Here is a 19,036-nt window from a genome sequence, read left to right on the forward strand (position 1 = left end):
TACCGGGCTTGAGCGTTCTGCGACGATCGCAGCCCTCGCTCCTCGTCAGCGGTTACACACACCACGTCAAATAAAGCTGCGAGGCTCACGCAGGAGCCTTTCCAGCTCGTTGGCCGGCAACGGGCGGCAGAACAAAAAACCTTGCACTTGATCACAGCCATTGTCGGTCAAAAACTCCAGCTGTTCGCGGGTCTCTACCCCTTCGGCAATCACCTGTAAATCAAGACTGTGCGCCAGCTCGATGATGGTTCGGGCGATGGCGGCATCCTGAGGGTTGTGGGTCACCATTTTGATAAACGCGATATCGATTTTCAGTTTATCGATCGGAAAACGGCTCAGATACGCGAGGCTCGAATAGCCCGTGCCGAAGTCATCAATCGAGATCTTGACCCCGATGTCTTTCAACGCCAGCAAACTGGCAATGGTATGCGGCGTACTCACCATCAGTGAGCTTTCTGTCAGCTCCAGTTCAAGCCATTGCGCTTCAACCTGATGCGTTTTAAGCGAGCGCTCAATCTCTTGGATCAGATCGTCTTCCGCCAGTTGCAGTGCCGAGACATTGACCGCCACTTGCACCAGCCCCACACCTGAACGCTGCCACTCAGCGATTTGGCGGCAGGCCGTGTCGATGACCCAGCGGCCGACTTTTGAAATAAGCCCCAGGCTTTCAAGCACAGGCACGAATACCCCCGGGGAGATCGGCCCCATACCCGGCCGGTTCCAACGCAACAGCGCCTCAACGCCGCAAATCTGGCCGTCAACCAGGGCAATCTTCGGCTGATAGCACAACTCGAACGCTTGTTTGTATACCGCCGCACGCAGCATGTTTTCCAGTTCCTGGCGTGCCAAGGCTTCGACATTCATTTGCGGGGTATAGAAACGGTAAGCGTCCCTGCCCACCTCCTTGGCCCGACTCAGCGCGGTATTGGCCTGCTTGACCAAATGATGGGCATCGGATCCGTCATTGGGGAACAAGGCAATACCGAGGTTGGCCGTCATGGGTACGTCATGCCCAAGCACATCGAAGGGTTCGCGCAGCGTCTCACGGATTCGATTAACCATCTGCTGCGCGTCAGGCTGGCCTTCGCGGATCATCAGGATCATGGCAAATTCGTCACCGTCCATGCGTCCCAATGTGTCACTGACATTGAGGCAATTGATCAGTCGATGACTCAGCTCGACCAGCATCTGATCACCTTTGATCGGGCCCCAGGTCTCGCTGACAGGCTTGTATTCGTTCAGACTGACCGTGATCACGGCCAGGTGCCAGCCACGAAGTTCCGCCTGTGTCAGTCCCATCTGCAAAGTGGTGTAAAAGAGATTGCGATTGGGCAGGCCGGTCAGCGTGTCGTAGTGAGCCAATTGCAAGCGCTGCTGTGCGGACTCCAAGACCAAATGCGCCCGTTCCTGATCGACGCGTTGGTCGCCCAGCAGCAAGGTCTGATCGCTCTGATAATCCCCAAAAGCTTTGAGCCTTAACAGGTTACGCACCCTTAACCAGAGTTCATCACTGGCCGTCGGTTTATTGAGGACGTCTTCGGCACCGGCTTCAAGCCCCAAGATGCGAGCACCGGGATCGCCCAGGCCCGAGAGCATGATGATCGGAATGGGTGCCGTGGATGAATTGCTTTTGAGCTGGCGGGCCACTTCGTAGCCGCTCAAGCCCGGCATCATGATATCGAGCAGAATCAAATCAGGCGTTTGCTGTGCAACCTTGACCAGCGCTTCTTCGCCCGAACGAGCTGTCACGGTCAGGTAACCCTGGCTCTGCAAGGAAACCTCAAGCACTTGGCGAACATTCACATCGTCGTCAACGATCAACAGCATGGCGGGCGTAGCTGACATGTAAAGCCCTCGGATAAAAGGCTACGGCATGGAACGGTGGGTGCTGAAATACGCGGCTTGAGTAAAGCACTCTTATAAGGATTGCACCATGCAGGCAAGCCACCGCGCTAATCGACGCGGGCTAGCCTGCTCGGTGCAATCCAGTATTACCGGCTCATGTGCTCTGCAGAGCCCGCCACAGCGCCCCTATCAGCGATGACCGCCACCGCCATAGTGTCCGCCCCCGTCACCGCCGTAGTGACCACCATCAAGGCCATGACCACCACCACCACCACCACCACCACCACCGTGGCCATGACCACCACCTGGCGGCATAAACATCCAGCAGCCCGACAACGACGCTACCGCCATCGCTACAACAAGGGCTTTGACCAAAGACTTCAACATCATTACTGCGCACTCACTTTCAACAGAAAAAACGTTGCTCTTATATCAACGCCTGCACCGCGACAGGAAATGTTTACCTAACTTTACAGTCCCTGAGGCGCGACTCACGAAACCCGCCAGAACTGGTCCAGCCGAGTGATATAGCTTTGGCTCATCAATTCCCGGCGCATGCTCCATGCCGGGCTGGTGCAGCTCGAGCAACATCACTTCAGCCTTGCTGTACTTGAAACCGGCTGAAAGACGCTATCAACAATGGTCGCTACCGTGGTCAAGCGTTTACCAAACAGGCGGCTGCAATAGATCTCCTCCTTGGACGGATCGGGTTCGTCCAGCGCCAGGCACGGCGTACAGGCCAACTCCCGGGCCGTTTTTTCGATGACGACGCTGAACTTCTTGCGCAACATCCACGGATCCGCGCTCGCCTGGTCCACTGCTGCCCACAGCTAGACGCCAAAACCATTCAAAAAAACTGAATTAATCCTCCTTGAATCTCTCTCTTCTTTATCGTTGGGAGATTTAGGGGGTTGCCTTGAGTTATCTGGATTGGGTTCAGTGGCCTGCCATGGTCGTGACAGTGATCGCGGCTTGGCTGATCGGGTCTCAGCGGCCCGCAAGAAGGATGGCGGGGTTTTTCTGTTTCATTTTCAGCAATATCTTGTGGGTTATTTGGGGTGCTCATGCTGAGGCTTACGCGTTGATCGTTCTACAGATCTGCCTTTGCTCGATGAACCTGCGTGGGTTTAAAAAGAATTTTCAGAATAAGTAGTCGCCACTTATTCGGAAGCTTGGCTACCGTGCCGATTTTTCCTGAACCCACGAGCGTTGAGGCCCAGCAAAATGCACTCGAGCACTATCAATCCGTAAGCATTTGTGTGCCATCCCCACATAACCCATAGCGCATTGCTGAGGATGAACCCCCAAAAGGCAATCATGCGTCGACGTGGTTGTTGAGACCCGATATACCAAGCTGAGACGACAGTCACGACCATGGCAGGCCACTGAATCCAATCAATCAGATCCACAAGGTCACTCCGCCTCGAGATGAGTAGAGTCTGAACTCAAGAACGTCTCGACTCTTAGGTGGGTAATGGGAGGAGTCAGAGAGGCCAGATACGCCCCAAACCCACCGCGGCACTTGTAGTCCCGGCGCGCACGGGTGGTCACTGGGTTGGTAGCTGTCCAGACAATACGTGCTCCTGTCCTTTCGAGGTCTGCAACCTTAAGCCGCTCTTCGTTATGAGCCGGTATCACGATCCCTATCATTGACATACCCTCCACCTGCCTCAGTGCCTTATGCAATCGACACCGCGCTCATGCCCAAAGTTTAAAGAGTCTTGATGCGACGCCAACCTGTTCCATCGTGAGCCATGACCCTTCACTTTGGTCCAAGCGCACGCAGGAACATCCATGCCGCCGCCCCTCTTATGTTTAAAGTAGTGTGATTGTCCATACGGGGAGATGCTTTGATGAAAGGCACTCGCCAGCAGGTAAGTCACCTGAAGACACTTAAGCTCGAACCCCATGACTGGGTGCCGAATAACCCCGCCTACCGGTCATCATTTGAGAGTATGAGTTTCGTTCGCGACGCCTAGCCCAGAGCGGTATCTAGAAACATCATTACAGCAAAGCCGATCATCAATCCCAAGGTCGCTGGCGTTTCGTGACCGTTTCGATGTGTCTCCGGAATCACCTCATGTGAGACGACAAATATCATTGCTCCTGCCGCGAGTCCTAAAGCGATTGGATAACCCAAGGCAAACCCGCTTGATATGCCAAGCCCCACCACAGCACCCAGTGGCTCCATTAGCCCTGAACCTATCGCTATCAGCACGGCGCGAATTGCAGAGATGCCGGTGACGCGTAAGGCCAAGGCTACCGCCAATCCCTCAGGTATGTCCTGGATTGCAATCGCTGTAGTCAGGGGCATGCCAACGCGCAGGTCGCCATTGGCAAAGCTGACGCCGATGGCCATGCCCTCTGGGAGATTGTGCAATGTGATCGCGAGTACAAATAACCAAACGCGGTTGAAGCGCTCAGTGTCTGGCCCCTTACGTCCGATTTCTGCATGTTCATGCGGAACGAATCGGTCAAGACCTACCATCAACGCGACTCCAAGCCCTAGCCCCAAAACTACGACGCAGGCAGCCCATAACTGACTACCCGTGATGGCCTGTGCCGCCTCAATACCCGGAAGAATCAAGGAAAAGGAGCTGGCGGCAAGCATCATTCCTGCCGCAAAGCCGAGCATGATGTCTTGCTTGCGAGAGCTGATATCGCGAAGCGCTATCGCTGCCAGGGCGCCCAAGGCCGTTGCTCCAAACCCACTGAACCCGCCAAGCAGGGCATAGCGCAGGTTAGAGGCATCGGCCTCGACGATAGCGCTGTACCCGGCCACCAGCAGCAGCAGCGTTAGAGCTAAAGTTGAAGTCCAGAACAATGCTCCCGCCCATCCTTGACGGGATGCACGATCCAGCCAGTTTCGTGAAGATGTCTCGGCTGGTGTCGATGGTTCAGGCATTACTTCCTCCGTGGTAGAGAACGGCGTCGACCTGGCCCAGGTTCAGCGCTCAGTTGGACCCTGGCGGTGCCATCGCCCCCGTCCACTGCTGACGCGGGCTGTTAAACGTACTCCCACCCATTGGTGAACTCAGGCATCCCCGGCAGTTTTCCTTGGGAGAAGTTGGGTTGAATCGCATGAAGGGCTTTTCAAAGGAGAGTTATAGCAGGCTGGTGATATGGGAGTCGTTACCAGCGCCATTGATCGCACGATACAACTCGCCCTCCTCTTCCACGCCTTCCGCCATTCGCCCCTTCGCGCCCTTGTTCAACATCACAATGATTGAAATAGCTCCTGTCGTCGGAAATGTCGAGTGGATATAAACTTTCCTTACTCGGCGGATATCCATATCGCTGCCACGATAGGGCGTGCTGAAAAAGTTATTGAAGCGACAAGGCACGCATTAAATTAAATCGACTGAAGGGACTCTCGATGAGTGGAATACGCAAATCCTATGGGGTCAAAACGATGAGCGTGGTGGTGTTAGCTCAACTACTTGCCGCCTGTGCGGGTAACAATTCGCCCTCTAACGTCATCACGCCTGGCGATGCCAAATCCCCAGCCACGCAATCACTTGAGGCCGGTGCTGCACTGCTTCAATCACGTCCGCCGATAGACGCGTTGAATGCCTATCTGGATGGCTTCCATTTTTACAACGGCCACATGAATGCCCAGATGGAGGCCCACCACTACTGCGCGATTCTCAACGAGGAAGTTATCCAGTGCGTGATCTACGATGGCAATCGTAAGGACGCCAAGCTGATGGGGGTCGAATACATCATCAGCGAACACTTGTTCGCGGGCCTGCCCAAAGCCGAGCAAGCACTCTGGCACAGTCATGTTCACGAAGTGAAGTCAGGTCAGCTCGTGGCTCCTGGAATCCCAGAGGTAGCCGAGCATGCTTTGATGGAAAAACTCGTTCATACCTATGGCAAGACATGGCATACCTGGCATTCCGACCTCAATAAAGACCTGCCCCTTGGCGTGCCTCAGCTAATGATGGGCTTCACAGCAGATGGGCAGGCCGACCCACAGATGATTGCAGATCGGGATCGTCGATTCGGTATAGACAGCGCGCAGAAGAAGAAAGCTCGAGCCGACATACCGACGCCCGCCGTTGCGCCTGGAGCGGATGCGTGGAGTCAGGGTAAGGTTTTCCAGATAACGGATCCGACGCATACACCGCATCAACACTAACTTCATTGCCCATAATCAGTGATCGCGAGGATTAGCGACCTCCCGGTCACTTCGATTGAACGATCAGTAAGAGCCCTTCCTCTATTGCAAACCAGTGAAGAGAGGATGTGATCATGATCGACTCAGCAACCGGCATGAAACCAGGGGAACGATATTTAATCGAGAGCCCAGAGCGAACTCGTAATTTTCCAGGTTTCTTCCTTGATGGAAAATACTATTTAGGCCCCGAACTCTTGACTGCGGTCGGGTGGCTTGAAGGTCAGAAATTCCTATACGACGAACTCGACGCTGTGGGCGAGCCAGTTTTCCCTGACCGAGTCGCTGGCGTGATCGAAGACCTTACCTTGATTCTCAGTGATGGTGCGCGTCTCAAGCTGAAGGCGTTTCTTTTTCATGCACAGGAAGAACAAACCGTCCCAATAACGACTCCTCGCGGTGATGTGCAGGCACCTAATAAACCCAGGCAGCTCCAGGACGAAGTGGTCGTAATGACTGGCGCCTCAAACGGCATAGGTCGGGCTGCAGCACATGCATTCGCTGCGGAAGGGGGCAGAAGAGAAGCCCAAAAAAATCGCCCGATGCTCATCGTCGCGGTAGCTGCTCTGGCATTAGGCGGTATTGCATTGGCACTCGCTCGACGGACAGCCGAAAAACGTCGCCTGCGATGATTAACGTTGAATCGGTGCCTGGATTCCATCGGCACGTCGATGGAACTCTAGGCCTCTACGATGGCCGACATTTAACAGGCGATACGTTGATTGCCTAGACACAAGGAGGTTCATGCCCGATTTGAACGGCAAAATTCGTTACGCAGTTACTGGATCATCACGTTGACCTCGCCCGTCTAGATAGCAAGTGCAAGAGACTGTTGCGCCTGGGACTTACTGTTTGCCATTTCACCGACGGATTCATCGACCCACTTCTGATTCAGCAAGTCTTCAGAGGCCATTTCTTCCGTCGCGTCTCTGGTACGTCCAGCTCATTGCCTAACCTTATCCGCGACTACGACGAAGCCTCGACATTGTTCGCCTGCACGGGCAGTAAGCTTATACTCAACCGCCTCCACACGGGCTATCCAAGCTGCTGTTTTAAGGCGTTACTGGCCGCTCACAACAATAAAACAGAGGTAATTATGTCCCCTTTTGATATACAACGAATGTTGATAGACGAATTCCCACTGTCTTATTTGCTTGAAGTAGGCTTCCGGGCTACTTTTGCTTTTTTAGCAGTGTTTCTTTTTCTAAAATCAAGTGGCAGACGAGGCATTAGGCAACTATCACTGTTTGAGCTAGTTGTTATTCTGACGCTGGGTTCAGCGGCGGGAGACGTATCTTTCTATCATGACGTGCCCCTTTTACCGGTTGCAGTCGTCTTCCTCACTCTTTTGCTGCTTTACCGCATGATTGTTCTGGCTATGACCAAGAGCAAGAAATTTGAAGCCTGGATCGATGGTTTGCCTGTGACCGTCATTAGCAATGGAATGTTCGAAATGAAGGCATTCGAGACGCTCAACATGTCAAATAGCGAATTATTAATGGAGCTTAGGCAGCAAGGCGTCGAACATCTAGGACAAGTGAGATTAGGGTTAGTAGAAACTGATGGAGACATCAGTCTTTATTTCTTTGACGAGAAAGACCTTTGCCCTGGACTGTCAGTCCTCCCTGAAGAGCATCGACCTGAATTTCAGAAAGTGCCCGCGTCAACACTCTACTGCTGCGTGAAGTGCGGTTTCGCGCAATCTATCGAGAAGGAACAAGAAGCACGCTGCTTACGTTGCGGTCATAACCTCTGGTCAACGGCGCTGAGCACTCGACGCGCCAGGTAAGACTCTGGCAAGAACCGCATATTGATGACTATTCTCGCCCCCTCGATAGCTTCGGCCAGTGATAACTAAGCGCAGGCAGTCATTCACTGGCACTCGGATGCCATGATCATCTGGTAGGTGCCATCGACGGGCGAAGCGCATACCACTGCACATAAGACACATTAATGAACTGATGGATCTGTTGACGAACGCCCAGACTAATAAATTGAATTTCACGTAAGGGAGCAAGGTCACTATTAGAAGATTAGAAGTCGACAAAGCAACGGGAGAGCTTATGAGCCTTGCAATGACAATTTTCAGCATCATCACCGCGTGGTTGTCCATAGCCATTTCCATGTTGTGGGGGATCTTGCGAATCGCACGTCGACACCACCCACTCGTTCAGGAAGAGGACGTACCTAGCGTACGCTGGAAATACCTGTCAGCTCGGTATGCGCTGCCATTTTGCACCCGCCCAAACTGACGCAAAGGACGTGTCCGACCGCGTAGCAAGGCCTCAGGAGCTGCACTGATGTATCCAACTACACCCGATGGCCGCTATTTCGTAGTCAATGGCAAACTCTGGCGGTGCAGTAACCCTTCACTACCCGCAGACGTTCGGCAAAACCTTGTTAACGAACTGATGGCCGCACGTCGTGAGGTAAAGACCGCTAAAGCGTCAGGTGATCCGGACCAATTGAAGGTCGCAAGGGCCAAGGTACAAAAGGCCAAGGTTCAGCTGGGTGAGCGCGGCCCAGTGTGGTGGGACGATGGTTCCCCCGACTTTAATCAGCGTCACGTCGAAAACACGCCCTATTCTGAGTGGCATGAAGCCCTTGCGGTTACGAAAGCAAGATGAGGGTCTTGCGCAGGCTAAACCAGCCGCGTGAAGTTCATCTATCTGGGCTCTAGCATTAGCTCTCAACGCCGGCCCCTCCCATTGCCCGCCGACGCTGGTTCGCTTTTGAAAGGCAACCGTTCCAGATCACCTTATGAGCATCTACTTCCAAGCGACAATAGGTGATGGGCTTGACTCCCTCTTAATGGTGCGCCTTTTCTTATTGATGAGTATCCGTCTCCTCTGCGGGATAAAACTCGCCTACCTTACCTATCTTTTTCAGCCCTTCGCGCACCATTTTCTCAACGCGGGCCACTGCAGCTTGTTCGTTAGGATTAACCAACTGTAAGCACAAGCGTCGGACATTCTGATCGTGGGTACCCTCGCTCATCATCTCGTGTGTGAAAACTTGTTCGCCACGCCATAGGCATAATTGGGTATGAGTCCCGCCAAGCCATATCTCGTTAATTGATCTAAGGTCGGTTGTAGCCAGTTGATCGACGGTTATTGTCTTATCCATTGCGCTGTACCTTACCAATGAGTAGAGACAGGTAGACTTTCAAGCGTAGCGAGTCGTTCCAAACATCGGCGGTTCAACCGCGTCAATGGCGGAAAATCTGGTGCGCAAGGCCGCCACGCTAGTGCCCATGCTGAACGCGACGATACCGTAGACCCGAATGATCATCAGCGCCTTCACATGGACAATCGAGAATGGCTGCTCAATAAACCGCTCACTTGAACGCTTGATCCCTGACTCGAGTCGCTCAGCGGTGGTTCCTTTCAGACGGTATTTTGCCCGTTCGTTTCCGTCGCCTCACTTGCAATACACCGTCCAAAGCTGATCAGCACGCGTAGTAAAACTCTGACTCATCATTTCCCTGCGCATGCCCCAATCAGGATCTGAGGGCACGCTGGCAACACGTAGTGTCCCCCTGCCCCACCTACCGTTAATTGCATTCAACACGCTCATGACTTTCTCGGTAGCTTCAGGTTGAGAACCAGAGAAAAGGTCGTCGGTGTATTCACCCTTCTGGCAGAGGTTTACAAGGAGAACCTCTGCCTTGCTGTATTTGAAGCCTGGTCGAAAGATCCTATCCACCGCGTCTACAGCAGCCTTGGTCATCAATCGCACATCGTCAGTCGGATAAGGCAGTTCAACCAATACGCCATTGGCATATTTCGCTTCCTCAGGATTAAACATCCCGGTGCGAATGCTCACCCGGACTTTCTTACACAGCGATTTCTGCGCCCGGAGTTTCTCCGTAGCACGCTGCATGTAGGTGGCTACAGCTTCTTTGATAGGCGCAATTTGGGACAACCGTTTTCCGAACATCCGGCTGCAGCAAATTTCCTGCTTAGGTGGATCAGGCTCGTCGAGCTCAAGGCATGGGGTTCCGGCTAGCTCACGAGCTGTTTTCTCGATCACCACGCTAAATTTCTTTCGAAGCATCCAAGCATCAGCCTGTGAGAGATCCCAAGCTGACTTGATACCCATGCCTTCCAGATGCAGCGTCATCTTGCGCCCCACTCCCCACACATCTGAAACTGAGCTTTTTTTCAGTACCCAATCGCGCTTGGTTTGGTCACGGAGATCAACGACACCTCCGGTCTGCGCTTGCCATTTCTTGGCCGAGTGATTCGCGAGTTTGCTGAGCGTTTTCGTGCCGGCGATACCAACACCGACCGGGATGCCAGTGCTGCGATACACCTGGGCACGGATATGCCGCCCGAGCGCTTCGAGGTCACCTGGCACGCCGGCCAGATCCGCAAAAGCTTCATCAATGCTGTATACCTCAACAGCAGGGACAAGCGACTCGATCACGCTCATCACGCGCTCGCTCATGTCGCCGTACAGCGCATAGTTCGACGAGAAGGCCACGATGCCATGCTGCTTGAGTTTGTGCTTGATTTGGAAGTACGGCTCACCCATCTTCACAAACGGCTTGGCGTCGTAGCTCCGGGCAATCACACACCCGTCGTTGTTGCTGAGCACCACTATTGGCGTTTTGCGCAAATCAGGCCGGAACACTCGCTCACAGGATGCATAGAAACTGTTGCAGTCGATCAAGGCAAACACCGGCGGCGTCTTAATGTCCATGGCTGCGCACGCTGTAGGTAATAACCCCCCAAATCGACAGGTCGTCCCCTTCCATCACATGCCGGTCCGGGTATTTGGGGTTCTCCGAGCACAGAATGACGCTCTTGCCGCGCAGGCACAGGCGTTTGCACAGCGGATCATTATTGAGCAGCGCCACGACGACATGGCCATGTGCCGGCTCGATTGAGCGATCAACCACCGCCAGATCACCAGCAAAAATACCCACCCCCTGCATGCTGTCACCATCGATGGTCACCAGATAGACATGCGGGGCTCGAACGTTCAGCACCTCATCCAGCGAGATCTGCTTCTCCATATGATCTGTCGCGGGCGATGGAAACCCGGCAGGAATCTTGAACGCACACAGCGGCAAGCGAATCCCCCCACTTGCAAGGGGACCCAAAAGAGTGAAGCCCATGATACGCGCCCTCCAATTAACTGTATGAATATACAGTTAACGTTGTAGGCCGCATCCGGTCAATTCTTCTGACAGATGTTTCTGACAGGCGGCCTTTCTGTACAAGGCGCTGTAAAAAAAAATGAATTTGGGTTCAACTGAGCGCCGCTGACTATTCGACAGCCTGATGAGTGCGGTTGACTTCACTCAGACCAACGTATTCGTGGAAGAAAAGTCCTTAGTTTTTTCCAGCTCAGGACGCTCTAATGATGACCCAAATTTTGCCTGTCATTCTGTCTGGAGGCTCAGGTTCCAGGCTCTGGCCCCTCTCGCGCCAACTCACTCCCAAGCAGTTTCTGCCCTTGACGGGGGAGCTGTCGATGCTGCAAGTCACCCTTGAGCGATTACGGGGGCTCAATACCGCGGTGCCGCAATTGATCTGCAACGAGCAACATCGCTTTATAGCGGCCGAGCAACTGCGCCAACTGGGTCTTGAGCAGGCCAATATTTTGCTGGAGCCGGTCGGCCGCAATACCGCGCCGGCCATTGCGCTGGCGGCCCTGCAGGCGTGCAGTGAGCAGGCAGATCCCCTCTTGCTGGTACTGCCAGCTGACCACCTGATTAAAGATATTCCCGCCTTTGAGGCCAGCATTCAAACAGCCTTGCCTTTGGCACAGGCGGGCAAACTGGTGACGTTCGGGATTGTTCCAAGCCATCCTGAAACCGGCTACGGCTATATCGAAAAAGGCGAAACCATTGGCGCGGGAGGTTTTCGCGTAAAGCGCTTTGTGGAAAAACCAGACCACGACACAGCGCGCGAGTACCTGACCCACGGCGGTTACTTGTGGAACAGCGGACTGTTTATGTTTCACGCCAAATGTTACCTGCAAGAGCTCGAACGTTATCGCCCGGACATTCTGGCCGCTTGTCGAACAGCCTTGGCGGGTAGCACGCGCGATATGCATTTCACACGCGTCGATGAAGCCGCTTTTGCGGCCTGCCCGGATGACTCGATTGATTACGCCGTGATGGAAAAAACCCCTAACGCGGTGGTCGTACCGCTCAACGCTGGGTGGAGCGACATCGGCTCCTGGACGGCGCTCTGGGAGGTCAGTGACAAGGACGACCACGGCAATGTGTTCAAGGGTGACGTAGTGAATCGGCAGTCGCGCAACACCTATGTCCATGCCGACAGCAGACTGGTCGCGGCAGTGGGTCTTGAAGACCTGGTGATTGTTGAAACAACGGATGCGGTGCTGGTGGCGCATAAGAATAATGTGCAAGAGGTGAAGCACATCGTCGAGCAACTCAAAAGCAGCTCACGCACCGAGCACTTGAACCAGCGCACCGTATACCGCCCTTGGGGCATCTATGAATGCGTGGCCAATGGGCATCACTATCAGGTCAAGCGCATTACCGTAAAACCGGGGGCCAAACTGTCCGTGCAAATGCACCGGCACCGGGCCGAACACTGGATCGTGGTCAGCGGTACAGCCCGAGTGACCAATGGCGAGCGAACCTACCTTGTTGGCGAGAACCAGTCGACCTATATACCGATTGGCCAGGTGCACGCACTGGAAAACCCGGGCCAGAGCCCCCTGGAGCTCATTGAAGTTCAATCGGGTACTTACTTGGGCGAAGATGACATCGTTCGATTTGAGGATAAATACGGGCGCTCATAACAGCCATACCTAGAGAGTCCGCACGGCAGACAGCAACATCGCTGTTCAGTCATGAAATATGATATTACACTCGCGCCATCATCGATTTAGCGCAGGCGCAAATTCCAAAAACGGCCGCGCCTCGGTATGTGAGGTGGGACGTATGCTTTCTTCAATATATCGAACCGACATACTTCCCCCCTCGGTGATCAGCGTCGTGCAAAACGAAGCACTGCTCGAACATCTGAGAAAATTTATCAGTCCCGACATTATGCCGTTGAGTGCTTTTAATAATACAAAAGCCAGGGACTCAGATTGGCACGCTGTAAAAGCCATTTTTATTGAAGCGGGTATGGCCAGTCACCTGGACGACAGCCTTGAGATAATCAAACAGGTTCGCACAGTCAATCAACGTGCCTGCATCTTTGTATTGGTGACCCACCCCAACGCGATATCAAGCGTTGACTATCATATTGCCGGTGCTGATTACTGCATAAAATTACCGGGTAACGCGCAGGATAAAACAAGCGTATTAGTGCGCACGCTTAATGAGTCTTGCTGGAACCACGCCCCTCTTCAGCTAAGACTGGATCGAACAAAGTTACACTTGTGCAGCGCCACAAGCACACTCGAACTCACGCACACCGAGATGATGATTATCGACACCTTGCTGCGCGCACCGCATCAGGTCATGAGTTATGAACACATCGTAAAAGCCCTGGCCGCGACCATTGTCTTTTACGACCCCAGAGCTCTGGAGAAAGCCATCAGTCGACTCCGGACAAAGATAAAAAACGCACATCAGCTCAAACTGATCTTCAGTGTTCGCAGTTTTGGCTATCGACTGCGCCGGTCAAGCGTGTACGGATAATAAGCACGCCTGATGCCAACACTCAGGGAACAGGCAATCCCCCAATAACTCTTCACGCAGGGAAGCGCGTTAATATGAACACCGCACTAAACGCCTTACCAGAGCACTGGGTATTCGATTTTACCGCCCGAGAACTGCGTACTCCGCACGCCTGTATTGACCTGACCTCAACCGAATCCCTGCTGATCAAGACACTGATGCTCAGCCACTCAAGAGTTTGCAGTAAACAGCAGCTCATTTTGGGTATCGATAAAGACATACACCGCTATAGCGGCCTGGAGATGTGCTTGAGCCGCCTGCAGAATAAAGTCAAAGACGCTTTTGGCGAACGCCTGTTCAGGTCCGTGCGCAACTGTGGTTACTGCCTGGTGCAAGATCTTAAAAACGCCCTCCCAATGGCCAGGCGCTCACCTGCCTCTCAGGTATAGGAATATCCCTGCCTCAGGCCGTCAATGACAGGGCTGAATGGTTATTTCCGGCGTCAGAGCAAAAAACCTCAAGGCCATCTGTGGCCACTGCGATAGCATGTGGCCAACAATCAACGAGTGCGTGTGCCGCTGTGCCGATCCATGAACATCTCTGACATCTCGGGCAAGACGTTTTGACAAAGCCTAAAAAACCACCTGAAAAGCCGGGTCCCGCGACAGCTGCGGATATAGAACGATCAATCCAGGCCTTGAACACGATGGCAGAGCGTCTATGGGGGGACGGCAGAGAAATTGAGGCCAAAGCCCTGCTCGATGCCCTGGATGCATTGAATCGAGCGCTGGATAGAATCAGGATTGGCGAAAGTCGTCGGGTGAAAACACTTCACTGATGGGCGTTTCTCGCCAAGAAAACGTACAAGATCCCAGTCCCTCAATGTTCTGTTCGAGATCCTATGATTCATGTCGTGGCTTGCACAGGGCGAGGTCAGACAGATAAAAATGGGGAAGGTACTGAGGTTGGTCGAGGATCACTATCAACATCGCTCACCTGTTAGATATAAATAATCACAGCATTTGCCTATGCGAGCAGAGAACTGTTCCTACACTTCAATCAATGCCACTTGCTTGCTTGGGTGTCCTTCCTGAGCACGGTCAAAGAGCAGCAACTCTGAATATGTTCTTACTGGCTGAAGGGTGACTTATGTCGATTTCAATTGGCATTATGCGGGTGTTGGGTGGCCTCTTCTCTTTCAAAAAAATACCAGCTCCTCGACGGCTCAGCCACGACGAAGCGACCTTGCTTGAACACTACCGCTTGCTGTCTGAGTCAGACCGCATAGCAATGCGTTATCTGTGCACTTCGTTAAAGGAGATTTCTCGCTTTTAAAGCTAAGTTGTACCGTTAGTTTTACCGAACTAACTCACTGTGTCCCAATGCTTTTCAGTGACAGCTGCGACTTAGCTGATACGCCGGGTGTCGCGAAACACGCCTTCGACGTAGACCAGATTGAGCAAGCCATGCGACTGGAACAACGCCTCCAGCGCCTGATAGATGTGCCAGAGAGCAAAGCCCGCAATACCGTCGTGGTCGCGGGTGGTGGAGTTACCGGGATTGAAACCGCGACTGAAATACCAGCTCGCCTGCGTGCAGTTTTGGGTGATAACGCCGAGGTCGAAGTCATTATTGTCGACCTTGGATCGAAAGTTGGGACCTCGTTAGGGCCTGAAATCGCTCAGTCGCTTTCGCGGCGGGCGCTTACTACCGTGCCTACCAGTACGAATTGGGGGGTAAGACCGTTTTTAATGAACCTCGCACGTGGCGTTTGGAACCCATGCTCGGTGTGCGTTGGACAAAACTGACACCCCTGTGGATGTGGACTCTCTTGGCTTCAGCACTCGTAAAAAAACCCATTGGACTGACCCCGTTTGCGGGGTTACGCAGCCAAGTGGATTTAAACGATAGGTGGACGTTGTCTGGTGCTGTCGACAAGGGTGGTTTCGATACGTCCTCCAAGAAAACTTATAACGGGCAGGCATATCTCGGATACAGGCTGTACCTGCTGGAATATCCGACTTTAATTCGCTTGGGTTATCGTGTGCTGGCTCAAGACTATCGAACCAAGGATTTTACAGGCAAGACGTTCAAATACGATGTCACTCAGCGCGGGCCTGTACTGGGTGTGTCCATGCGTTTTTAACGCCTGATAAAGGAGCAAGGGAATGAAAAAACAACACGTGAAACTTATGACGTTGGCTTTGGCAGGCTTACTGACTTCTGCACAGCTCGCACATGCCTGCACACGTTTGGTTTACCTGGGTGACAATCAGAATGTAATCACTGCCCGGTCCATGGACTGGAAATCCGATGTGGGGACCAACCTGTGGGTTTTCCCTCAGGGTATGCAACGTACTGGAGAGGTGGGCCCTAACTCTGTTAAATGGACGTCCAAATACGGCAGTGTTATTGCCACCGGATACGATATCTCAACAACAGACGGCGTAAACGAAGCAGGGCTTTCTGCGAATTTACTGTGGCTCGTTGAGTCAGAATACCCACCCCTCACAAAGGGCAAGCCCGGCCTGAGTATTGCCGCGTGGGCGCAGTATGTACTTGATAATTTCAGCACGGTGGCTGAAGCCGTAGAGGTTCTGAAAACTGAACCTTTTAATGTCGTGACTGCAGCGGTGCCGGGAGAAAGTCGTCTCGCCACACTGCACCTATCAATGTCGGATGCCACTGGCGACAGCGCCATTATTGAATACATTGATGGCAAGCAAGTCATTCATCACAACCGGGCCTATCAGGTGATGACAAACTCCCCCGCCTTCGCGGACCAGCTGGCGATGAACGCTTATTGGCAAGCCATTGGCGGGACGGTGATGCTGCCGGGTACTAATCGATCGGCTGATCGATTCGCTCGTGCGTCCTTCTACGTGAACGCTGTTGCGCAATCACAGGATCCACGCCTGTCATTAGCCAGTGTGTTCAGTGTTATTCGCAACGTGTCTGTGCCCTATGGCATCACAACCCCAGGGGAGCCGAACATATCTTCAACGCGCTGGCGCTCGGTGATTGATCACAAACAGGGCCTCTACTTTTTTGAATCGGCGATAACGCCCAACACTTTTTGGGTGGACCTTAAAAAAATGGATTTTTCAAAAACCACAGGAGTGGTCAGGAAGCTGGATCTAGGCCCTAATCAAAGCACGATTTATTCAGGGGAAGTATCGAGCCAATTCAAAATAGCGCCCGCCTTCAAGTTCGAGGGCGCTTAGAAAGATTCATTAATGCGCCTGTAAATTATCGCCACCGCTTTGTAATGCTTACAGCTCGACGTTGACGTCATTTGGTTTGATGCTGACCGTTGCTCCTCAGAGGATGATAAAGCCTTGGAAAGCATCCTCAAAGGGCTAGATCCGACCGTAATATGGTCAGTAAACACTAAGCCAGAATGCATGTTCAGAATGGTGATCAACCGTACCTTTCTGCGACAGATGCAATGTGCTACTGGCCGGAAACCGTAACGGCAGTCGCCGTCAGACGACGAGAAGCAGGTTCATGCGAGATCGCAGCACCGCTGGGCCTTGACGATCTATTGGGGTTGGTTGTTAGGCCAGCGGGAAGGTTTGCCACGCAGAAAACAAAGATCTACCAAGACCGCTTCAAGTCCAAAAGCTGGATGAAGATATGGCCACTGCTTGCGCCTGCGTCAGCGCCTTTACCTCCGACTCACCGATGCCATCATGACGCATTGCGTAGAGCTTCAAACATTGATGATTAACCTATCACGTCGCCACCTTATCATTCTGCACCGCGCAATCGGTATATGAATAAACCGCCTTGCCCGAAACAGCTGCACTTACCTTGGTTGATCTACAGGGTAAGCCGTAAACACGCACAACATGAATAAACCCTAAAACATCATTTACTTCTGGACTGCTGATTCTTCCAGACCGTACTCGAACTAAAGACCGGCTGAAAAAAACGATCAAATATTACATGTAAATCATTACTCGACTGTTTACCAATACGGAGTTCCAAAATCTCACGTTCAAAGCACTTACTCCTGCCCATTAACTCCCTGGAGAAATGCAACGAACCTGCAATTTCGGACATCTTCAGAAAATGAGCGCTAGCATCACGAGTTTTTTCATTCTGTTTGTACACAACACCTTCCAGATTTTTAAACTTGGAAAAGCTGCATTTATTAATATCCTTAACAATCGAATTATTTTTATGAGTCGCCAATGTACTCGAATGCACGCCACACTCTTGATTGAACAAAACCGGACCCGCTGTCAACATGCCTCCTTTTTCAACAACCAGCTTCTTAGGGAGTGGCTTTAACGGAATATTGTCGACGTCATTCCAAACCCCGCCTTTTCTTTGCAATATCTCTGACTTTATAACGTCTGCTCCGGATGCAAAACAACGGACTTCGGCGCTCATCGCCTCCACAAATTGATGGTATCGCTCAGAACTTTTAAATTTAGAAAACCACTTCTCTTGCACCGCGTCTTTAACCTTAACCCCAACAAGCTCTTTTTTCAGTCGTTTCAAATCACCTTTATCTGCAGACAAAACATGCAAGACGACCGAATAGCCCTTATTCATCTTGGCCGTAGCAATAAGATTGTCAGCATACCCCCTAAGCACAGCGGTATCTCCATACCAGAAATGATGAATCGTACTGGGCACTTTCTTAATGCTGGGTGTTTCATTGGTATTATAGGTATCTTTTAACACCTCAGAAAAACTTGTAACAGCCGAACCACCCCCCACATTTAAGGTTGACCTAATCGTACTCACAAAAGAACGTGCACAGTCACCCATACGAAACATTAGAAATCACCAGATCGGATTAAATTCAACTGATTAACCCACAACCTTGCATGAAAGACTTTAAAAAAACGCTCCCAAATAACTAAATTGGCTCATCTCTAATACACAAAATATCATGCTGTAAAATCAGCCCCCACAAAAGCTTCCGACGCAGACGCTGGAGCAGCATAAAAGCGGATGCCAATCGGCAGTGTGATGTGCCAGGTGATATACAGGCCATCGCAGCGATTCGGCGCTGCCCAACCACGCCGTACGTGACTACGCTAAGGAGCTTGAAGAAGAGTTCAGCGAAGGGCCTAACGCTCCGGTATAGGGCTAGATAATGGGGAAGAAAATATCAAACCGCACGTATCTGCGAAGGATAGAAACGAGCGCAATATCTATAGTTTTTCCAAGACAATTTTTCTACTGAAATGAAGATACTTAAGAATAGCGCCGGCAAGCCGGCAATCCATTCGATGGTCATCAAGAATAAGCGTTAACCGGGAGAGGACAGCCGAAACCACCCTTAGGACGACGGGTATAGCAAATACTCAACGATCCAGAGCAAGCAGATAATGCAACCACAAGATTTTTTATCTTTCCAAAAATAAATATCGCAATGTCATATA

General features: G+C 52.2%; 19 protein-coding genes and 5 pseudogenes. 14 read left to right on the plus strand and 10 right to left on the minus strand.

Annotation, left to right across the window (positions count from 1 at the left end):
* Positions 1-66: 66 nt before the first annotated feature.
* The 3 genes and pseudogenes from ACI7MX_RS18585 to ACI7MX_RS18595 all read right to left on the minus strand — a co-directional run.
* A complete protein-coding gene (locus tag ACI7MX_RS18585) occupies positions 67-1,845 on the minus strand; it encodes a putative bifunctional diguanylate cyclase/phosphodiesterase (protein ID WP_405586000.1) in 1,779 nt (592 codons plus the stop codon).
* A gap of 146 nt (positions 1,846-1,991) precedes the next feature.
* Positions 1,992-2,141 (minus strand): hypothetical protein, encoded by a 150-nt coding sequence (locus ACI7MX_RS18590; protein WP_405596041.1) that lies wholly within the window; start codon positions 2,139-2,141, stop codon positions 1,992-1,994.
* Positions 2,142-2,336: 195 nt separating this feature from the next.
* A pseudogene (locus ACI7MX_RS18595) lies at positions 2,337-2,666 on the minus strand (DUF4113 domain-containing protein); the annotation flags it as partial.
* Between the two features lie 128 nt (positions 2,667-2,794).
* Here ACI7MX_RS18595 and ACI7MX_RS18600 point away from each other — a divergent pair.
* The gene (locus ACI7MX_RS18600) at positions 2,795-2,998 is read left to right on the plus strand and encodes a hypothetical protein (RefSeq protein ID WP_405586062.1); all 204 of its coding nucleotides are present in this window, start codon (positions 2,795-2,797) and stop codon (positions 2,996-2,998) included.
* 822 nt (positions 2,999-3,820) lie between these two features.
* Here ACI7MX_RS18600 and ACI7MX_RS18605 read toward each other — a convergent pair.
* Entirely contained in the window at positions 3,821-4,750 is a 930-nt protein-coding gene (locus ACI7MX_RS18605) for a ZIP family metal transporter (RefSeq protein ID WP_314486513.1), read from the minus strand.
* A 104-nt stretch (positions 4,751-4,854) separates the two neighbouring features.
* Positions 4,855-5,075: pseudogene (locus ACI7MX_RS18610) on the minus strand (hypothetical protein); the annotation flags it as partial.
* Between the two features lie 182 nt (positions 5,076-5,257).
* Between ACI7MX_RS18610 and ACI7MX_RS18615 the strand changes: the two are divergent.
* Together ACI7MX_RS18615 and ACI7MX_RS18620 are read left to right on the plus strand one after the other, a co-directional pair.
* Positions 5,258-5,986, plus strand: coding sequence for an OBAP family protein (locus ACI7MX_RS18615; RefSeq protein ID WP_405586065.1), 729 nt, complete (start codon positions 5,258-5,260; stop codon positions 5,984-5,986).
* Between the two features lie 113 nt (positions 5,987-6,099).
* Positions 6,100-6,540 (plus strand): annotated as a pseudogene (locus ACI7MX_RS18620) (short-chain dehydrogenase); the annotation flags it as partial.
* Positions 6,541-6,836: 296 nt separating this feature from the next.
* On the opposite strand, the pseudogene ACI7MX_RS18625 reads toward ACI7MX_RS18620, so the two are convergent.
* Positions 6,837-7,025, minus strand: a pseudogene (locus ACI7MX_RS18625) (methyl-accepting chemotaxis protein); the annotation flags it as partial.
* A 93-nt stretch (positions 7,026-7,118) separates the two neighbouring features.
* Here ACI7MX_RS18625 and ACI7MX_RS18630 point away from each other — a divergent pair.
* From ACI7MX_RS18630 to ACI7MX_RS18640, 3 genes are all read left to right on the plus strand, one after another.
* Positions 7,119-7,811 (plus strand): DUF421 domain-containing protein, encoded by a 693-nt coding sequence (locus ACI7MX_RS18630; protein WP_405586006.1) that lies wholly within the window; start codon positions 7,119-7,121, stop codon positions 7,809-7,811.
* Positions 7,812-8,085: 274 nt separating this feature from the next.
* Positions 8,086-8,274: a hypothetical protein gene (locus tag ACI7MX_RS18635; protein WP_405586009.1), complete on the plus strand. Its 189-nt coding sequence runs from the start codon at positions 8,086-8,088 to the stop codon at positions 8,272-8,274.
* Between the two features lie 48 nt (positions 8,275-8,322).
* Positions 8,323-8,649 carry a hypothetical protein gene (locus ACI7MX_RS18640; RefSeq protein WP_405586012.1) on the plus strand — a complete coding sequence of 109 codons (327 nt, stop codon included), beginning with the start codon at positions 8,323-8,325 and terminating at the stop codon, positions 8,647-8,649.
* A gap of 199 nt (positions 8,650-8,848) precedes the next feature.
* Here the strand turns inward: ACI7MX_RS18640 and ACI7MX_RS18645 are convergent, their stop codons facing one another.
* The 3 genes from ACI7MX_RS18645 to ACI7MX_RS18655 form a co-directional block, all read right to left on the minus strand.
* Entirely contained in the window at positions 8,849-9,148 is a 300-nt protein-coding gene (locus ACI7MX_RS18645) for a hypothetical protein (RefSeq protein ID WP_314486521.1), read from the minus strand.
* 294 nt (positions 9,149-9,442) lie between these two features.
* Positions 9,443-10,726: a Y-family DNA polymerase gene (locus tag ACI7MX_RS18650; RefSeq protein WP_405586015.1), complete on the minus strand. Its 1,284-nt coding sequence runs from the start codon at positions 10,724-10,726 to the stop codon at positions 9,443-9,445.
* Positions 10,716-11,144 (minus strand): LexA family protein, encoded by a 429-nt coding sequence (locus ACI7MX_RS18655; RefSeq protein WP_405586018.1) that lies wholly within the window; start codon positions 11,142-11,144, stop codon positions 10,716-10,718. Before ACI7MX_RS18655 ends, ACI7MX_RS18650 begins: the two co-directional genes overlap by 11 nt.
* 245 nt (positions 11,145-11,389) lie before the next feature.
* Between ACI7MX_RS18655 and ACI7MX_RS18660 the strand changes: the two genes are divergently transcribed.
* From ACI7MX_RS18660 to ACI7MX_RS18695, 8 genes and pseudogenes are all read left to right on the plus strand, one after another.
* Positions 11,390-12,805: a mannose-1-phosphate guanylyltransferase/mannose-6-phosphate isomerase gene (locus ACI7MX_RS18660; protein WP_405586021.1), complete on the plus strand. Its 1,416-nt coding sequence runs from the start codon at positions 11,390-11,392 to the stop codon at positions 12,803-12,805.
* Positions 12,806-12,947: 142 nt separating this feature from the next.
* Complete coding sequence (locus tag ACI7MX_RS18665) at positions 12,948-13,655, plus strand: winged helix-turn-helix domain-containing protein (protein WP_405586024.1); 708 nt, start codon at positions 12,948-12,950, stop codon at positions 13,653-13,655.
* Between the two features lie 74 nt (positions 13,656-13,729).
* Entirely contained in the window at positions 13,730-14,083 is a 354-nt protein-coding gene (locus tag ACI7MX_RS18670) for a winged helix-turn-helix domain-containing protein (protein ID WP_405586027.1), read from the plus strand.
* Between the two features lie 173 nt (positions 14,084-14,256).
* Entirely contained in the window at positions 14,257-14,472 is a 216-nt protein-coding gene (locus tag ACI7MX_RS18675) for a hypothetical protein (protein WP_405586030.1), read from the plus strand.
* A 577-nt stretch (positions 14,473-15,049) separates the two neighbouring features.
* Positions 15,050-15,325 (plus strand): annotated as a pseudogene (locus ACI7MX_RS18680) (FAD-dependent oxidoreductase); the annotation flags it as partial.
* Positions 15,326-15,414: 89 nt separating this feature from the next.
* Positions 15,415-15,780: a hypothetical protein gene (locus ACI7MX_RS18685; protein WP_405586072.1), complete on the plus strand. Its 366-nt coding sequence runs from the start codon at positions 15,415-15,417 to the stop codon at positions 15,778-15,780.
* Between the two features lie 22 nt (positions 15,781-15,802).
* Complete coding sequence (locus ACI7MX_RS18690) at positions 15,803-16,858, plus strand: linear amide C-N hydrolase (RefSeq protein WP_314486534.1); 1,056 nt, start codon at positions 15,803-15,805, stop codon at positions 16,856-16,858.
* A gap of 224 nt (positions 16,859-17,082) precedes the next feature.
* Positions 17,083-17,364, plus strand: a complete 282-nt coding sequence (locus ACI7MX_RS18695; RefSeq protein WP_314486574.1) for a nucleotidyltransferase family protein — start codon at positions 17,083-17,085, stop codon at positions 17,362-17,364.
* Between the two features lie 140 nt (positions 17,365-17,504).
* Here the strand turns inward: ACI7MX_RS18695 and ACI7MX_RS18700 are convergent, their stop codons facing one another.
* On the minus strand, positions 17,505-18,425 hold the full coding sequence (locus tag ACI7MX_RS18700; protein ID WP_405586033.1) for a hypothetical protein: 921 nt from the start codon (positions 18,423-18,425) through the stop codon (positions 17,505-17,507).
* Between the last annotated feature and the right edge of the window lie 611 nt (positions 18,426-19,036).

It is taken from the genome of Pseudomonas sp. 2024-210, assembly GCF_045062345.1.
Taxonomy (GTDB): domain Bacteria; phylum Pseudomonadota; class Gammaproteobacteria; order Pseudomonadales; family Pseudomonadaceae; genus Aquipseudomonas.

Excerpts from the sequence above, each read along its gene's own strand:
- ACI7MX_RS18600 (WP_405586062.1), top strand. The coding sequence starts at position 2,795 with ATGGTCGTGACAGTGATCGCGGCTTGGCTGATCGGGTCTCAGCGGCCC.
- ACI7MX_RS18605 (WP_314486513.1), bottom strand. The coding sequence starts at position 4,750 with ATGCCTGAACCATCGACACCAGCCGAGACATCTTCACGAAACTGGCTG.
- ACI7MX_RS18685 (WP_405586072.1), top strand. The coding sequence starts at position 15,415 with ATGCTCGGTGTGCGTTGGACAAAACTGACACCCCTGTGGATGTGGACT.
- ACI7MX_RS18655 (WP_405586018.1), bottom strand. The coding sequence starts at position 11,144 with ATGGGCTTCACTCTTTTGGGTCCCCTTGCAAGTGGGGGGATTCGCTTG.
- ACI7MX_RS18645 (WP_314486521.1), bottom strand. The coding sequence starts at position 9,148 with ATGGATAAGACAATAACCGTCGATCAACTGGCTACAACCGACCTTAGA.
- ACI7MX_RS18650 (WP_405586015.1), bottom strand. The coding sequence starts at position 10,726 with ATGGACATTAAGACGCCGCCGGTGTTTGCCTTGATCGACTGCAACAGT.
- ACI7MX_RS18590 (WP_405596041.1), bottom strand. The coding sequence starts at position 2,141 with ATGGCCACGGTGGTGGTGGTGGTGGTGGTGGTGGTGGTCATGGCCTTG.
- ACI7MX_RS18695 (WP_314486574.1), top strand. The coding sequence starts at position 17,083 with ATGTGCTACTGGCCGGAAACCGTAACGGCAGTCGCCGTCAGACGACGA.
- ACI7MX_RS18700 (WP_405586033.1), bottom strand. The coding sequence starts at position 18,425 with ATGTTTCGTATGGGTGACTGTGCACGTTCTTTTGTGAGTACGATTAGG.
- ACI7MX_RS18585 (WP_405586000.1), bottom strand. The coding sequence starts at position 1,845 with ATGTCAGCTACGCCCGCCATGCTGTTGATCGTTGACGACGATGTGAAT.
- ACI7MX_RS18630 (WP_405586006.1), top strand. The coding sequence starts at position 7,119 with ATGTCCCCTTTTGATATACAACGAATGTTGATAGACGAATTCCCACTG.
- ACI7MX_RS18640 (WP_405586012.1), top strand. The coding sequence starts at position 8,323 with ATGTATCCAACTACACCCGATGGCCGCTATTTCGTAGTCAATGGCAAA.
- ACI7MX_RS18665 (WP_405586024.1), top strand. The coding sequence starts at position 12,948 with ATGCTTTCTTCAATATATCGAACCGACATACTTCCCCCCTCGGTGATC.
- ACI7MX_RS18670 (WP_405586027.1), top strand. The coding sequence starts at position 13,730 with ATGAACACCGCACTAAACGCCTTACCAGAGCACTGGGTATTCGATTTT.
- ACI7MX_RS18615 (WP_405586065.1), top strand. The coding sequence starts at position 5,258 with ATGAGCGTGGTGGTGTTAGCTCAACTACTTGCCGCCTGTGCGGGTAAC.
- ACI7MX_RS18690 (WP_314486534.1), top strand. The coding sequence starts at position 15,803 with ATGAAAAAACAACACGTGAAACTTATGACGTTGGCTTTGGCAGGCTTA.
- ACI7MX_RS18660 (WP_405586021.1), top strand. The coding sequence starts at position 11,390 with ATGATGACCCAAATTTTGCCTGTCATTCTGTCTGGAGGCTCAGGTTCC.
- ACI7MX_RS18635 (WP_405586009.1), top strand. The coding sequence starts at position 8,086 with ATGAGCCTTGCAATGACAATTTTCAGCATCATCACCGCGTGGTTGTCC.